Annotated in this window: 14 protein-coding genes; 10 read left to right on the top strand and 4 right to left on the bottom strand. The window is 66.1% G+C overall.

Features of this window, described 5'->3' with window-relative positions; translation table 11 throughout:
• The 7 genes from pyrF to TVB01_RS16050 form a co-directional block, all read left to right on the top strand.
• Window positions 1-833: orotidine-5'-phosphate decarboxylase (pyrF, locus tag TVB01_RS16020; protein ID WP_422456903.1), on the top strand; the 833-nt coding region annotated here is incomplete at its 5' end.
• Window positions 834-973: 140 nt separating this feature from the next.
• Window positions 974-1,291 carry an integration host factor, actinobacterial type gene (gene mihF / locus TVB01_RS16025; RefSeq protein ID WP_422456904.1) on the top strand — a complete coding sequence of 106 codons (318 nt, stop codon included), beginning with the start codon at window positions 974-976 and terminating at the stop codon, window positions 1,289-1,291.
• Between the two features lie 60 nt (window positions 1,292-1,351).
• On the top strand, window positions 1,352-1,921 hold the full coding sequence (gene gmk / locus TVB01_RS16030; RefSeq protein WP_422456905.1) for a guanylate kinase: 570 nt from the start codon (window positions 1,352-1,354) through the stop codon (window positions 1,919-1,921).
• A 39-nt stretch (window positions 1,922-1,960) separates the two neighbouring features.
• Entirely contained in the window at window positions 1,961-2,221 is a 261-nt protein-coding gene (rpoZ, locus tag TVB01_RS16035) for a DNA-directed RNA polymerase subunit omega (RefSeq protein WP_055241005.1), read from the top strand.
• 38 nt (window positions 2,222-2,259) lie between these two features.
• Entirely contained in the window at window positions 2,260-3,504 is a 1,245-nt protein-coding gene (coaBC, locus tag TVB01_RS16040; RefSeq protein WP_422456906.1) for a bifunctional phosphopantothenoylcysteine decarboxylase/phosphopantothenate--cysteine ligase CoaBC, read from the top strand.
• A 99-nt stretch (window positions 3,505-3,603) separates the two neighbouring features.
• A complete protein-coding gene (gene metK, locus TVB01_RS16045) occupies window positions 3,604-4,827 on the top strand; it encodes a methionine adenosyltransferase (protein WP_422456907.1) in 1,224 nt (407 codons plus the stop codon).
• A gap of 5 nt (window positions 4,828-4,832) precedes the next feature.
• Complete coding sequence (locus TVB01_RS16050; protein ID WP_422456908.1) at window positions 4,833-7,004, top strand: primosomal protein N'; 2,172 nt, start codon at window positions 4,833-4,835, stop codon at window positions 7,002-7,004.
• A 4-nt stretch (window positions 7,005-7,008) separates the two neighbouring features.
• Here the strand turns inward: TVB01_RS16050 and TVB01_RS16055 are convergent, their stop codons facing one another.
• Complete coding sequence (locus TVB01_RS16055) at window positions 7,009-7,431, bottom strand: Hsp20/alpha crystallin family protein (RefSeq protein ID WP_422456909.1); 423 nt, start codon at window positions 7,429-7,431, stop codon at window positions 7,009-7,011.
• A 183-nt stretch (window positions 7,432-7,614) separates the two neighbouring features.
• Here TVB01_RS16055 and TVB01_RS16060 point away from each other — a divergent pair, with 183 nt between their 5' ends.
• Window positions 7,615-8,628: an NADP-dependent oxidoreductase gene (locus TVB01_RS16060; RefSeq protein ID WP_422456910.1), complete on the top strand. Its 1,014-nt coding sequence runs from the start codon at window positions 7,615-7,617 to the stop codon at window positions 8,626-8,628.
• Here TVB01_RS16060 and TVB01_RS16065 read toward each other — a convergent pair.
• Genes TVB01_RS16065 through TVB01_RS16075 form a run of 3 tightly spaced genes read right to left on the bottom strand, consistent with a single transcriptional unit; the run spans window position 8,625 to window position 11,508 of the window.
• Window positions 8,625-9,749, bottom strand: coding sequence for a glycosyltransferase family 4 protein (locus tag TVB01_RS16065; RefSeq protein ID WP_422456911.1), 1,125 nt, complete (start codon window positions 9,747-9,749; stop codon window positions 8,625-8,627). The genes TVB01_RS16060 and TVB01_RS16065 overlap by 4 nt on opposite strands.
• The gene (locus tag TVB01_RS16070; protein ID WP_422456912.1) at window positions 9,746-10,672 is read right to left on the bottom strand and encodes an alpha/beta fold hydrolase; all 927 of its coding nucleotides are present in this window, start codon (window positions 10,670-10,672) and stop codon (window positions 9,746-9,748) included. The genes TVB01_RS16065 and TVB01_RS16070 overlap by 4 nt, the downstream gene beginning before the upstream one ends.
• Window positions 10,672-11,508 (bottom strand): aldo/keto reductase, encoded by an 837-nt coding sequence (locus tag TVB01_RS16075; RefSeq protein ID WP_422456913.1) that lies wholly within the window; start codon window positions 11,506-11,508, stop codon window positions 10,672-10,674. The genes TVB01_RS16070 and TVB01_RS16075 overlap by 1 nt, the downstream gene beginning before the upstream one ends.
• Before the next feature lie 248 nt (window positions 11,509-11,756).
• Here TVB01_RS16075 and TVB01_RS16080 point away from each other — a divergent pair, with 248 nt between their 5' ends.
• A complete protein-coding gene (locus TVB01_RS16080) occupies window positions 11,757-12,500 on the top strand; it encodes an MIP/aquaporin family protein (RefSeq protein WP_422456914.1) in 744 nt (247 codons plus the stop codon).
• A 49-nt stretch (window positions 12,501-12,549) separates the two neighbouring features.
• Window positions 12,550-14,076 carry a glycerol kinase GlpK gene (glpK, locus tag TVB01_RS16085; RefSeq protein WP_422456915.1) on the top strand — a complete coding sequence of 509 codons (1,527 nt, stop codon included), beginning with the start codon at window positions 12,550-12,552 and terminating at the stop codon, window positions 14,074-14,076.
• Window positions 14,077-14,229 lie beyond the last annotated feature (153 nt).

Raw genomic sequence — 14,229 nt, forward strand, 5'->3', positions numbered from 1 at the left:
GGCGCGCACCGTTTGGTGCGCGCCTGCGGGCAGCGGTCCAGGCACGCGGGCCCCTCTGCGTCGGCATTGATCCCCATCCCGGCCTGCTGGCTGCCTGGGGATTGAACGACGACGCCGCCGGCCTGGAGCGTTTCTCGCTCACCGTCCTGGATGCGGTGGGGGACCGGGCAGCTGCGCTGAAACCGCAGGTGGCACTGTACGAACGCCACGGTTCCGCCGGCATCGCGGTGCTGGAGAAGCTCCTGGCAGCCTGTGCGCAGTCGGACGTCCTGACCATCGCGGACGCCAAACGCGGGGACATTGGCTCCACCATGGCCGCGTACGCTGATGCCTGGCTGCGTGAAGGATCGCCCCTGGCCGCGGACTCGGTGACGCTTAGCCCGTACCTGGGCTACGAATCGCTGCGTCCGGCACTGGACCTGGCGGCAGCTACCGGCCGCGGGGTGTTTGTTTTGGGCCTGACGTCGAATCCGGAAGGTGCCTCCGTCCAGCACGTCGGAGGAGAACGCTCGGTCGCCGCCCGCATTGTTAATGCCGTGGGTGCCGAAAACGCCGGGGAGCTGCCTCTGGGTTCCACCGGCCTCGTGGTTGGCGCGACCGTCGGCACGGCGCTGGCAGATCTGGGCATTGACCTGGAAGCCGCAAACGCGCCGATCCTGGCTCCGGGCCTGGGTGCCCAGGGTGCTACGGGCCGGGACCTGCAGGCCACGTTCGGCGGCGCCTACCGCAACGTCCTGGCCACCTCCAGCCGGGAGATTCTTAAAGCGGGTCCGGACAAAGCGTCGCTGCAGGCGGCAGCGGAGCGGACGCTGGAAGGGCTGCCCCGCTGGTAGGAGGTTCGCTGCGGCTTTCGGAGCCGGTATCCGTTGCAAAGCGGACACCTTGCGGATAGGTTCGGACACTAGCCCAAGTAACCGACTGACCGCCGGGCCAAACAGGGCCTGGGCGGTCTGACTTCGTTCGGGAGAGTCAATTGAACCTCAAACCACTGACTGAAGCAGAGCGCACCAGGGCGCGGGAAAAGGCCACCGCCGCCCGCACGGTGCGGGCTGAGATTAAGTCCAGGATCAAGTCCGGTGATCTCTCCATCGAAGAGGTCATCGTTTCGCGTTCCGGCGAGGAAGCCGTGGGGCGCCTGAAGGTAGTCGACCTGCTCCGTGCACTGCCCGGTGTGGGGGAGCGGCGCGCAGCTGGAATAATGGCTACCGTGGGTATCGCCCCGACCCGCCGCGTGCGGGGTCTCGGTGTCCACCAGCGCAAGGCGCTGATTGAATTGCTCGAGTCCGACTGAGCCTGTTCCGCGCACCGCGGGCGGCGGCGTCGGACCTTCAACAAACCAAGTGAGGTCTACGTGTCGCAACCGCGGCTGACAGTTCTGGCAGGTCCCACCGCCGTTGGCAAAGGCACTGTGTCCACCTACATCCGGGACAACTACCCGGATGTCTGGCTTTCCGTATCCGCCACGACCAGGGCTCCGCGCCCGGGCGAAGAAAACGGCGTCCACTACTTCTTCGTCAGCGGCGAGGAGTTCGACCAGCTGATCGCCGACGGCCAGATGCTGGAGTGGGCAGTCGTCCACGGCCATAACCGGTACGGGACGCTGAGGCGGACGGTCGAGGCAGCGATGGCAGAGGGCCGGTCGGTCCTGCTGGAAATCGATCTGCAGGGAGCGCGCCAGGTCAAGGAGTCCATGCCCGAGGCTAATTTCGTCTTCCTGGCACCGCCGTCGTGGGACGAAATGGTCCGCCGTTTGGTCGGCCGGGGCACGGAAACACCCGATGAGCAGCAGCGCCGGCTGGAAACCGCTAAACTGGAACTTGCTGCCGAGCCCGAGTTCGATCACACTGTCATCAACGATGACGTTCAGCGGGCTGCAGCAGAGCTCGTTTCACTCATGGGGATCAGCCCTCGCCAACGCTGAGCTGCTGTTCTTGATCCGCACGAAAACTTTGGAGATCTTTTGTCTACCCAGCCTGAAGGCATCATCAACCCGCCGATCGACGACCTGCTGACGGCCGCTGATTCCAAGTACGCCCTGGTCATCTACGGCGCCAAGCGCGCCCGCCAGATCAATGCCTACTACTCCCAGCTGCACGAAGGCCTGTTCGAATACGTTGGCCCGCTGGTGGAAACCAAGCTCAACGAGAAGCCGCTGTCCATCGCCCTGCGCGAGATCAACGACGGCATGCTGGTGGTCCGCGCGAACGAAACCGCGGAATAAGCCGCTGGCGGAACCACCGTAAGGGAGGTAGGGCAGGCGTGCGCATTGTCCTGGGGGTAGGCGGCGGCATCGCAGCCTACAAGTCGGCATCGCTGCTGCGCCTGTTCACCGAAGCCGGACACACCGTCCAGGTCGTGCCCACGGAGGCGTCCACGCGTTTTGTCGGCATCGCCACATGGGAGGCGCTGTCCGGCCACCCCGTCAGTACTACGGTGTTCGACGCCGTGGACACGGTGAACCACGTCCGGCTCGGCCATGAGGCCGACCTGATCGTGGTGGCACCGGCCACCGCGGACCTGCTGGCGCGGGCCGCGGCAGGACTGGCCTCCGACCTGCTGACCAATACGCTGCTGATGGCACGCGGGCCCGTGTTCTTCGCCCCGGCCATGCACACCGAAATGTGGAACCATCCCGCCACCCAGGCGAACGTGGCCGCCCTGCGGTCGCGCGGGGCCGTCGTCATGGAACCGGCATCGGGCCGGCTCACCGGCAAGGACTCAGGTCCCGGCCGACTGCCGGAACCGTCGGAGATTTTTGCCGCCGCCCTGGCAGCAGCCGCGCCTGTACGGGCCGCTGCGGGCCGGCTGGCGGGAAAGACCGTAACGGTCACCGCCGGAGGTACCCGGGAACCCCTGGACCCGGTCCGCTTCCTCGGCAACCGCTCCTCCGGGAAACAAGGCGCTGCCATCGCCGAAGCTGCCCTTGCTGAGGGTGCCCGTGTCCGGCTCATCGCTGCCCATATGGAGGTCCCTGTTCCGGCCGGCGCCGAGCTGGTGCAGGTCGAGACCGCCCTGGAACTGCGCGACGCGGTGCATCAGTCCGCAGCGGAGACAGACATCCTGGTGATGGCTGCCGCCGTCGCGGACTTCCGCCCCGGCGAGCTGGCCGAGAACAAAATCAAGAAACGCGACGACGGAGCCGATCCGGTCATCACCCTGGTGCGGAACCCCGACATCCTGGCTGAGACTGTGCAGCGGCGTGCCAAACTAGGGACCGGCCCGGCCCTGATCGTCGGCTTTGCCGCCGAAACCGGTGACGGCACGTCCTCTGTCCTGGAATACGGGCGCCGCAAGCTGGAACGCAAGGGCTGTGACCTGCTGGTCCTGAACCAGGTAGGCCGTTCGCTGGTCTTCGGCCAGGACACCACTGAGGTGCGGATACTCTCCCCGCAGGACGCCCCCGGAACCGAGCCGGTTACTGTTTCCGGCACCAAGGCGGAGATCGCCGGGCACATCCTGGACCGGATTGCCGAAGAGCTTGACGTGCCCCTGCCGTCGCTTTAACCCAAGTAACCGTAAGAAGTTAGCCGACGCTGCTGTGCCCCGAGTCGCACCGCACGTCCCCCGAAGGGGAGTGTCCCCGGAACGAAGTAGAGTAAACCCGTGACTTCCAGCAATACGCCTGCCAGCGCCGAGCGCACCCTCCGGCTGTTCACCTCCGAGTCTGTGACGGAGGGGCACCCGGACAAAATCTGTGACCAGATCAGCGACGCGATCCTGGACGGCCTGCTCAAGGCAGACCCCGAATCCCGGGTTGCCGTGGAGACCCTCGTGACTACCGGACTGGTGCACGTCGCGGGTGAGGTGACCACGGAAGGCTACGTGGAGATTCCCCAGCTGGTCCGGGACACGATTCTGGACATCGGGTACGACTCGTCTGCCAACGGGTTCGACGGTGCCCGCTGCGGCGTCTCCGTCTCGATCGGCCAGCAGTCCCCGGAAATCGCCTCGAGGGTCTTTAACTCGGTGGAGAACCGCTCCGGGACCTCCGTCGACCCCTTCGATGCGCAGGGAGCCGGCGACCAGGGCATTATGTTCGGTTTCGCCAGTGACGAGACCAGTGTCCTCATGCCCACGCCCATTTGGCTGGCACACCGGCTCTCAGAGCGCCTGACCCAGGTCCGCAAGAACGGCATGCTGCCCTACCTGCGTCCGGACGGCAAGACGCAGGTGACCATCGGGTACGACGGCGACCGTCCGGTTTCCGTTGACTCCGTGGTCGTCTCCACCCAGCACGCCGCAGACCTGGACCAGGAGAAGCTGCACGCTGACATGATTTCCCAGGTGGTGGAGCCGGTCCTGGCTGGTACCGACCTGGATACCTCGAACGTCCGGCACATCATCAATCCCGGCGGGCCCTTCGTGATCGGCGGCCCGGTTGGGGACGCCGGACTGACCGGCCGGAAGATCATCGTCGACACCTACGGCGGTTTCTCCCGCCACGGCGGCGGAGCGTTCAGCGGCAAGGACCCGAGCAAGGTGGACCGCTCAGCTGCATACGCCATGCGCTGGGTGGCCAAGAACGTGGTGGCCGCCGGCCTGGCCCGCCGGGTGGAAATCCAGATTGCCTACGCCATCGGCATGGCCCGCCCCGTGGGTATCTACGTCGAAACTTTCGGCACCGAAACGGTGGACCCGGCGCGCATTGCCGACGCCATTGAGAACGTGTTCGACCTGCGTCCGCTGGGCATCATCAACGCCCTGGACCTGAAGCGGCCCATCTACCAGAAGACTGCGGCACACGGCCACTTCGGCCGTGAAGAGGAAGGCTTCACCTGGGAGCGCCTCGACAAGGTCGAGGACCTGCGCAGCTACTTCAACGCCTAGCCCCCATGGGAGAGCGGGCCGGCCACGGCACCCCGGAAAGCGAGGCCGTCCAGCTTTCGCTGCTGCACGGCTTTGCCCAGCCGGCAGCTCCGGTCGGCAAGGCCCAACCGGCACCGGCCCTGCCGATTGCGCGCGTACTGCTGGATTCACCGCTTCCGCACCTTGACCGCCCGTTCGATTACCTTGTCCCGGCGGAGCTCGACGGCGCGGCGCTACCCGGCGTGCGCGTGAAGGTCCGGTTCGGGGGCCAGGAGCTTCCCGGTTTCCTCACCGCGCGGCTGGAATCCACGGAGACTGCCGCCCGGCTGGTGCACCTCGGCAAGGTGGTATCACCGGTGCCCGTCCTCAGTCCGGAGATCCTTTCGCTGGCCGAGGCCGTGGCGGCACGGTATGCGGGATCGGTTCACGATGTGCTGCGCGTGGCAGTACCGCCGCGCGTTGCCCGGGTGGAGAAGGAATTCGCCGGCCGGACGGTCACCGGGTCCCTGAAGGCCGATCTCCCCGGCAGCGGTCCCGGCACCGGCGCCGAAGCCGCCGGAACCGATGCCCCCGGCGCCGAAGCCGGGAGCGTCCCGGAGACCACCAGCCCCTTCCGCCTCTACCCGCACGGTCCACGGTTCCTGGGGCACCTGGCCGCCGGTCACAGCCCGCGTGCGGTCCTGGCCTCGCTGCGGGGTTACGGCCCCGACGCATGGCCGGAGGAGATTGCGGCCGCTGTTGAGGCGACGGTGCTCTCCGGGCGCGGTGCCGTCGTCGTCGTGCCGGACCAGAAGGACCTGGCGCGCGTCATGGCAGCCCTGCAGGCCCGCATACCCGAAGGTACGGCCGTGCGCCTGACGGGTGAAGACGGTCCGACGCCGCGCTACCGCAGCTTCCTCCAGCTCCTCTACGGGGATGCGTCTGTTGCCGTAGGCACGCGCTCTGCGGCCTACGCTCCGGTGGCCAACCTGGGCCTGGTCTGCATCTGGGATGACGCCGACGGCCTGCACGCCGAGCAGCGGGCCCCGTACCAGCATGCCCGTGACGTCCTGCTGCTGCGGGCAGAGGCTGCAGGAGCCGGCATGCTCGTCGCCTCCCATGCCCGCAGTACCGAAGCGCAGCGGCTTGTCGAGTCCGGGTGGGCGGCCGCGCTCAGCGCCGAGCGTCCGCTGGTCCGGAAGTCCACGCCGCGGGTGGTGAGCACCGCCGATAGCTTCAGCATGGAACGCGACCCGCTTGCCGCGCGGGCCCGGATCCCGCACGCTGCCTGGAAAGCTGCACAGGATGGTCTCAAGCGCGGGCCGGTGCTTGTACAGGTGGCTCGTACCGGATTTTCACCTGCCCTGTCCTGCCAGGACTGCCGTGAACCCGCACGCTGCCGGCAATGCCAGGGTCCGCTGGCGCAGGCCGGCCGCAACGCCCTGCCCGCCTGCCGCTGGTGCGCACGGCCGGAACCGCGGTGGCATTGCCCTTCCTGCGGAAGCTTCCGGCTTCGTGCTTCGACCGCCGGTGCCGGCCGCACTGCCGAAGAACTGGGGCGGGCCTTTCCGTCGGTGCCCGTCATTTCCTCCGCCGGAGACCATATCCGCACCGAGGTTCCGGATGCGCCGGCGCTGGTGGTGGCAACTCCGGGAGCCGAGCCCGTTGCGCCGTCCGGTTACGCCGCCGGCCTGCTGCTGGACGGCACGGCCATGCTGTCGCGGCAGTCACTGCATGCGCAGGAAGAGACCCTGCGGCGCTGGCTGACCGCCGCCGCGCTGGTTCGGCCCGCCGCCGACGGGGGAGTGGTGGTGGTGACTGCAGACGACTCCGCCACCGTGGGACATCTCCTGCGGTGGGACCCGGCAGGTGCAGCGGAGCGGGAGCTGGGGCTCCGCCGGGAACTGGGGTTGCCTCCGGCGGTCAGGTTTGCCGAGCTCACCGGTTCCCGGGAAGGCCTCGAGGGATTCATTGCCCGGCTGGCGGTGCCGGACACGGCACGGATCGTGGGTCCGGCACCGGTGGAGGACACGGCGTCGTACCGCAGCGAGGAACAGGGGACACTGAACGGTGCGTTGCGCTGGCGCACGCTGTGCTTCTTCCCCTATGCCGACGCTGCCGCACTCACCTCGGCGATGCGCGCCGCCAAGGCTGCCCTCTCGGCCCGCCGCACCGGTGATCCTGTCTACATCAGGGTTGACGGACAAGACATCCTGTAGCCGCCTAGGCAGCTTCGCCGGGGAGCTCCTGCCGGGGAAAAACGACTGGGACGCTTCGCCGGCGTCCTTCCGTCACGGGAAGGTACAGGCTCAGGACTCCGGCGGCATAGTGCGGCGCAATCCCGGCAGCGTCAACGCTTTCACCGACCATCACGCGGCGGAGGATCTGCCCGGCTTCCCGGTCACGGACGTCCCAGCGGGTATCCCGGTCCATGCCCCGAAGCGTGCGGTAAGCACGGATCACGACAGCTGGTCCGTCTATTTCCACCTGGAGGGAACCGGGATCAATTCCCGGAAGATCTGCATTGAGCACCAGGTAGCCATCGGTCCGGTAAAGGTCGACGGCGGTGCCTCCTCGCGCCGCGCTGCGCGCCTGCAGTACCGCCCTGAGATGTTCGGGATCCCGGGGCAGGTCCCCCATGGGCATGTCGATCAACTCCTGCAAAGTCGTTCTTGGTGTAGCAATTTTAGGTCCGGCGTTTCTGCCTTCCCCAATTGAAACGGTGTGAGTTAGGCCAAACCGGCGCGTAGGCCGGCGGAAGTACTCGTGATAGACAGGATGCTGATAATTCATCTGTGTGTCCGGGGGAGCACGCCTGAAAGGAGATCCATGTCCTATCCCGAGAAGAGCCGTGAGATCCAGCTTGCGTCGCGCCCCGACGGGTGGCCCGCGGACGAGAATTTCCGGCTCACGGAGGTGCCGGTCCCGGAGCTGCAGGACGGCCAGGTGCTGGTCCGGAACACCCTGATGTCCGTTGATCCGTACATGCGGGGGCGGATGAATGACGCAAAGTCCTACGTGCCGCCCTTCCAGCTTGACCAGCCCCTGGAAGGCGGCGCAGTGGGTGAAGTCGTGGAATCACGATCCGGGGCGCACAAGCCGGGGGACACCGTGCTGCACAGCTGCGGCTGGCGGGACTACGCGGTGGTGGACGGAAAGCGGGCCCGGGGAATCGACACCGGGCTGGCACCGGCCAGCGCCTACCTCGGTGCGCTGGGACTCACTGGACTCACGGCCTGGGCAGGGCTGACCAAAGTCGCGGAATTCAAGGAGGGCGACGCAGTTTTCGTGTCCGGAGCTGCCGGGGCGGTCGGCTCCATGGCCGGACAGATCGCCAAGGCACTGGGCGCCGGCCGCGTTATGGGCAGCGCCGGGTCCCCGGAGAAGGTGGAGCGCCTGCTGGAACTGGGGTTCGACGCCGCGTTCAACTACCACGACGGTCCGGTGAAGGACCAGCTCAGGGAAGCAGCCGCCGGGAACGGCATTGACGTCTACTTCGACAATGTGGGGGGCGAGCACCTGGAAGCTGCCATTTCCGTCCTGAACAAATACGGCCGGGTGGCCATGTGCGGAGCCATCTCTGCCTACAACAGCACCGAGCCGCAGTGCGCTCCCCGGAACCTGTTCCAGGCGATCGGCAAGGAACTCACGCTGCGCGGCTTCATTGCCAACAGCTACAACCGGTACGCCGGCGAATTCGCCGGGCTGATGGCCGGATGGCTGCGGGACGGGAAAGTCAGCTACGACGAGACCTTCGTTGACGGCTTGGAGAACGCACCCCGGGCCTTCATCGACATGATGAAAGGCGCCAACCGGGGCAAGATGGTCGTCCGGCTGGCCTAGCCCTTCGGGGGCCGCCGGTCAGTTCGGCGGCGTCGGTCCCGGCGTTTGCCGGCGAACAGGCGGGACGCCTCTTCCGCGGCCTGCACCAGCTGTGCCCCGGAGTTGTCCCAGTCGTACTCGGCTGCCCGCCGTACCCCGGCGCCCGAGGCCTCCTGCCAGCGTTCCGGCGTCGAAAGTTCATCCACTGCCGAGGCAAACGCCTTGGGACGGTCGGGGTCCACCAGGAGGGCAGCTCCGCCGGAGACCTCGCGGAAGATGGGAATGTCGCTGGCAATCACCGGCGTGCCGGCGGCCATGGATTCGATCACCGGCAGCCCGTAGCCCTCCGCCTTGGAGAGCGTGACCAGGGCTGTTGCCCGCCGCAGCAGGGAATCATAGTCCTCGTCGTTCACGCCGTTGTGGAACACGAGGCTCGCGGGGTCTTCGGTGAGCGCTTCCAGCTCCGCACGCCGTTCCGGAGTGATCCGGCTGAGCAGATGCAATTCGTAGCCGGGAAGACCGGACATGCCGCGGACGATCGTTTCGACATTCTTGTAGGGCATGAACGATCCCATGTAGAGCAGGATCTTCTCCGGCGGGCTGCCGGCATCCCGGGGGACAGTGCCGGGCTGCGGAGCGTTGGAGACCAGGCGCACCGGGCGCCGGGTCAGCCGGTGCCGCGTCATCAGGTCCTTCGTGGTGTGGCTGATGGTGGCGACGACGTCAGCGCGGTTGAGCAAGAGGCGCTGCGGCCAGTAGGCCAGATGGTAGAGCCGCCACAGCAGGCGCACCGGTGCCGGCAGGAAACCCGGAGGTGTTGGGTTCTGGTAGTAGATCAGGTCGTGCAGGGTCAGGATCAGCGGATACTGCCGGCCCCAGGACCCCATGGTCTGCATCGGGCAGACGACGGCGTCGGCGCCCAGCTTGTTCACATGGCGGGCCACGAAGAGTTCGGCGGGGGAGAGCGGTGAATTGATCTTGGTCCAGGGCACGTCCGGCAGCAGTGCGAGCTGCCGTTCATCGCTGATGAGCATATGGACCTCGGCGCGGCGGGAGACCGCTTCAATGAGGCTGGCGCCGTAGCGGCTGATCCCGTCGTGCTGGTCCGTGCGGGTGAACCGGGCGTCGAAGACGATTTTCATGAGGTGACGTGCCTCCGCTCCAGGAAATCGGTGATGAGCGCTGCAGCGGTATCGGGTGCCTCGTAGTGGACCAGGTGGCCGACTCCCTCGATGATCTCCAGCTCTGCGTCCGGAATCATTGAGGCCAGGCGCTGCTGGGCTGGGATTGAACCGAGGTCGTCCCGGTCCGCTGCGATCAGCAGGACGGGCATGCCGAGCCGTGCTGCCGAATCCCGCACCGTTTCGGAAATGGAGGACCGGAAAGCTTCCAGGACGACGGCGCGGGAGGCAAAGGCGCTGAAGTAGGCATCGTGCTGGGCATGGATCCAGCGGCGCAGTCCCGGGACACGGGTCTTTGCCATGAGCACACTCATGGCACGGACAATCAGCGGATTCGTCAGCAGTGCGTGCCCCGGGCGTTCCGGCAGTTTCGCCGCGGCCAGGTAATACAGCTCGGCGATCTTGCTCGTGATGCCCTTGGGGCCTTCCAGTGCCGGTTCGCAGATCGGGTTGACCAGGATGAGTTCACTGATCAGCTCCGGGGAGCCGGCAGCCAGGCGGGCGGCGATGATGGACCCAAAGGAATGGCCGAGCAGGACGGTTCGGGGGCTGAGTCCGAGCGCCAGGAACGACCCGCGCACGAAATCAGCGTACGCCTGCGCATCATGCGTGCCCGGCAGGACTGCGCCTTGGCCGAATCCTGGCAGGTCCGGCACGATCACCCGGTGCGCCGGCAGTGCCTCGACAATGCGGAGCAGGCCGTGGTGGTCTCCGCGGAAGCCGTGCACCATGAAAATCGCCGGCCCTTCCTCCCGGTCCGCAGCGGCGGGGAAGTCCCAGAAACGCTGCGCGGTTCCCAGCACCGGGAGAGTACGGATATTGCCCTGGCGTTCGTAGGGCAGCGGGACTCCGCCGGAAACTGCGTGCCGGTGAAGCAAGGCCACTAGTTCACCTCGCTGGGATCTGACCCGGTGCGGCGGCCGCAGTCGAGTCCATTGAGCGCGGACATCTGTTCGGCACTGAGCTCGAAGGAGAAAATGTCCAGGTTGGCGGCCATCCGGTCTTCGCTGCTTGCCTTCGGGATCACGGTGTTGCCGTTCTGGAGGTGCCAGCGCAGGATGACCTGTGCGGCCGAGCGCCCGGTGTCCCCGGCGATGGCTTTGACGACCGGATCCGCAAGTACAGCGCCGCGGCCCAGGGGACTCCAGGCGACGGTGCGGATCCCATGCGCGTCGTGGAATTTCTTCAGGTCCGACTGGTTCAGCCACGGGTGAGCCTCCACCTGGTTCACCGCGGGCACCACACTGGACGCGTCCATGAGCTCTTCCAGGTGCTCCCGATGGAAATTCGAGACGCCGATCGCCCGGATACGCCCCTGGGCATACAGCTCTTCGAGAGCACGGTAGGTTTCCGTGAACAGGCCGCGGGCCGGACAGGGCCAGTGGATCAGGTACAGGTCAAGGTAGTCGAAGCCGAGTTTTTCCATGGACGTGTCAAAGGCACGGAACGCGGCGTCGTACCCCTGGTCGGTGTTCCACAGTTTCGACGTGACGAAGAGGTCTTCCCTGACCACATGCCCGGCGTCGGTAAAGTTCCGGACCGCTTTTCCAACGCCCTCTTCGTTTCCATACAGGGCAGCCGTGTCGATATGCCGGTAGCCGAGCGTGAGCGCCGCACTGACCAGGGCAGCGGTGTCCGCTGGAGGCACCTTGTAGGTCCCGTACCCAGCCTGGTCCATGAGTACGCCGTTGTTCAGGGTCACTTTTGCTGCCGGTTCCATGCTGCAACTCTACCGAGAGAAGCAGGCATGCACTTCGTTCGGCACCGCGCCGGCGGGACCGGTATTCCAAACCCCTACTGGAGTTTCCCCTGGTTTATGGCCTTTTGGGGAAAAGCTTGATTCCATAGGGCCTTACAGTGCGCCGAGAGGCTCCCAAAGTGGAATCTCGCTTGAAGCGCCTCCTGAGCAGTGCTTTTATCCTCACTTACACCCTTAGCGCGAAACTAACGGATCGGAGGAGAGTCGTGGTGACTCTTGGACAGGTATTCCTCAGCGAAATGATGGGGACCGCAGCGCTGATAGTCCTGGGCTGCGGCGTTGTCGCCAACGTCGCCCTTGGCAAGACGAAGGGCAACGGCGGCGGGTTTTTGATGGTCAACTGGGGATGGGGCATCGGCGTGTTTGCCGGTGTGTACGCCTCCGCCATTTCCGGCGCACACATCAACCCCGCTGTGACCGTCGGCATCATCACCAGCGGCGCCGACGAGTTCGTTCCCGGCGTCGAGGTTTCCATCGGTTCTACGCTTGTCTACTTCGCAGGTCAGATGCTCGGAGCCATGATCGGCGCCGTTGCCGCCTGGCTGGCATACAAGAAGCAGTTCGACGACGAGGCGGATCCCGCGAACATCCTTGGCGTCTTCTCCACCGGTCCTGCGATCCGTTCGTACGGCTGGAATGCCGTGACGGAAGTTATCGGCACGTTCATGCTGATGTTCACTATCGTGGCCTTCGCCGGTACGCCCTCGGGTCTTGGCCCGCTGGCCGTGGCGCTGCTGGTCGTCGGCATTGGTGCATCACTGGGCGGACCTACCGGTTACGCCATCAACCCTGCCCGTGACCTCGGCCCGCGTATTGTCCACGCACTGCTTCCCATCCGGAACAAGGGCAACAGCGATTGGTCGTACGCCTGGGTTCCGGTCGTCGGCCCGCTGGTCGGCGGCGCCCTCGGCGGCTGGGTAGGCTCGTACATTCCACTGCCCGAGATCCTGTAGGCCCGTAACCCACCGGTTCACCCAGACATTCACTCGAAGGAGAGAGAACGTGTCAGACAGCAAGCAGCAGTACGTCATAGCGATCGACCAAGGCACCACGAGCAGCCGCGCGATCGTCTTCGACCACGACGGCAAGATTGTCTCCGTGGGGCAGAAAGAGCACGAACAGATTTTCCCCCGCGCCGGGTGGGTCGAACACGATCCCATGGAAATCTGGACCAACGTCCGCGAAGTCGTCGGAACTGCACTGTCCAAGGCGAACCTCACCCGCCACGACATCGCCGCCGTCGGCATCACCAACCAGCGTGAGACTGCAGTTGTCTGGGACCGGAACACCGGCAAGCCCGTGTACAACGCCATCGTCTGGCAGGACACGCGTACCCAGCCGATCGTGGACGAACTGGCCAAGGACGGCGGCCTCGAGCGCTTCAAGGCCACGGTGGGCCTGCCCCTGGCAACCTACTTCTCCGGCACCAAGATCAAATGGATCCTGGACAACGTTGAAGGGGCGCGGGAGAAGGCTGAAAACGGCGACCTGATGTTCGGCAACACCGACTCCTGGGTCACCTGGAACCTCACCGGCGGCATCGACGGCGGCGTGCACATCACCGACGTTTCCAACGCGTCCCGGACCATGTTCATGGACCTGGACTCGCTGACCTGGGACCAGTCCATCCTCGATGCCTTCGGAGTTCCCGCCTCAATGCTCCCGGAGATCCGTTCCTCCTCCGAGATCTACGGCAAGGTGCACGGCTCCCAGTTGCTGCGCGAAACGCCGGTAGCCGGCATCCTCGGTGACCAGCAGGCAGCAACCTTCGGTCAGGCTGCCTTTGGCGTCGGCGACGCGAAGAACACCTACGGAACCGGCAACTTCCTGATCTTCAACACCGGCGAAGAGAAGATCATGTCGGAGAACGGCCTCCTCACCACGGTGGCCTACAAGATCGGCGATGCCGCGCCGATCTACGCGCTGGAAGGCTCCATCGCCGTCACGGGTTCCTTGGTGCAGTGGCTGCGGGACAATCTCGGCATCATCCGGTCCGCACCGGAAATCGAGCAGCTGGCCAGCGCGGTGGAGGACAACGGCGGCGTCTACATCGTCCCGGCGTTCTCCGGACTGTTTGCCCCGCACTGGCGTTCCGACGCCCGCGGCGCCATCGTGGGGCTCACCCGGTACGTGAACAAGAACCACATTGCCCGCGCTGCCCTGGAAGCCACGGCGTTCCAGACACGGGAAGTCCTTGACGCCGTGAACGCCGATTCGGGTGTTCCGCTGACCGAAATGCGCGTCGACGGCGGAATGGTCGCCAACGACGCACTGATGCAGTTCCAGGCGGACATCCTGGGTGTGGACGTCGTCCGTCCCGAGGTCGTGGAGACCACCGCACTCGGTGCCGCCTACGCCGCCGGCCTCGCCGTCGGTTTCTGGAACTCCACGGACGAGGTGGCAGCGAACTGGAATGAAGGTAAGCGCTGGACTCCGAACATGGACCAGGCAGAGCGTGAGCGGCAGATGCGGCTGTGGAGCAAGGCAGTGACGCGCACCTTCGACTGGGTGGACGAGGACGTGCTCTAGCCCGTTCCTGTCCTGTCCTTTGCAGAAGTGGGGGGGCGGGCGGGGGGGGGCGGGGGGGGGGCGGCGGGGGGGGGGGTGGGGGGGGGGGGGGCGGCTCAGGACACGGCCGCCAACGCGCGGCAACCATGAAGAAATCCACGCACGGCTCAGTAC

Origin of the sequence: Arthrobacter sp. 7Tela_A1 (assembly GCF_049311065.1) — a bacterium.
Taxonomy (GTDB): domain Bacteria; phylum Actinomycetota; class Actinomycetes; order Actinomycetales; family Micrococcaceae; genus Arthrobacter_B.

What these genes read in the sequence shown, in the direction of transcription:
- TVB01_RS16050 (WP_422456908.1), top strand. Translation starts at nt 4,833, where the DNA reads ATGGGAGAGCGGGCCGGCCACGGCACCCCGGAAAGCGAGGCCGTCCAG.
- TVB01_RS16055 (WP_422456909.1), bottom strand. Translation starts at nt 7,431, where the DNA reads ATGCCCATGGGGGACCTGCCCCGGGATCCCGAACATCTCAGGGCGGTA.
- TVB01_RS16060 (WP_422456910.1), top strand. Translation starts at nt 7,615, where the DNA reads ATGTCCTATCCCGAGAAGAGCCGTGAGATCCAGCTTGCGTCGCGCCCC.
- TVB01_RS16065 (WP_422456911.1), bottom strand. Translation starts at nt 9,749, where the DNA reads ATGAAAATCGTCTTCGACGCCCGGTTCACCCGCACGGACCAGCACGAC.
- TVB01_RS16075 (WP_422456913.1), bottom strand. Translation starts at nt 11,508, where the DNA reads ATGGAACCGGCAGCAAAAGTGACCCTGAACAACGGCGTACTCATGGAC.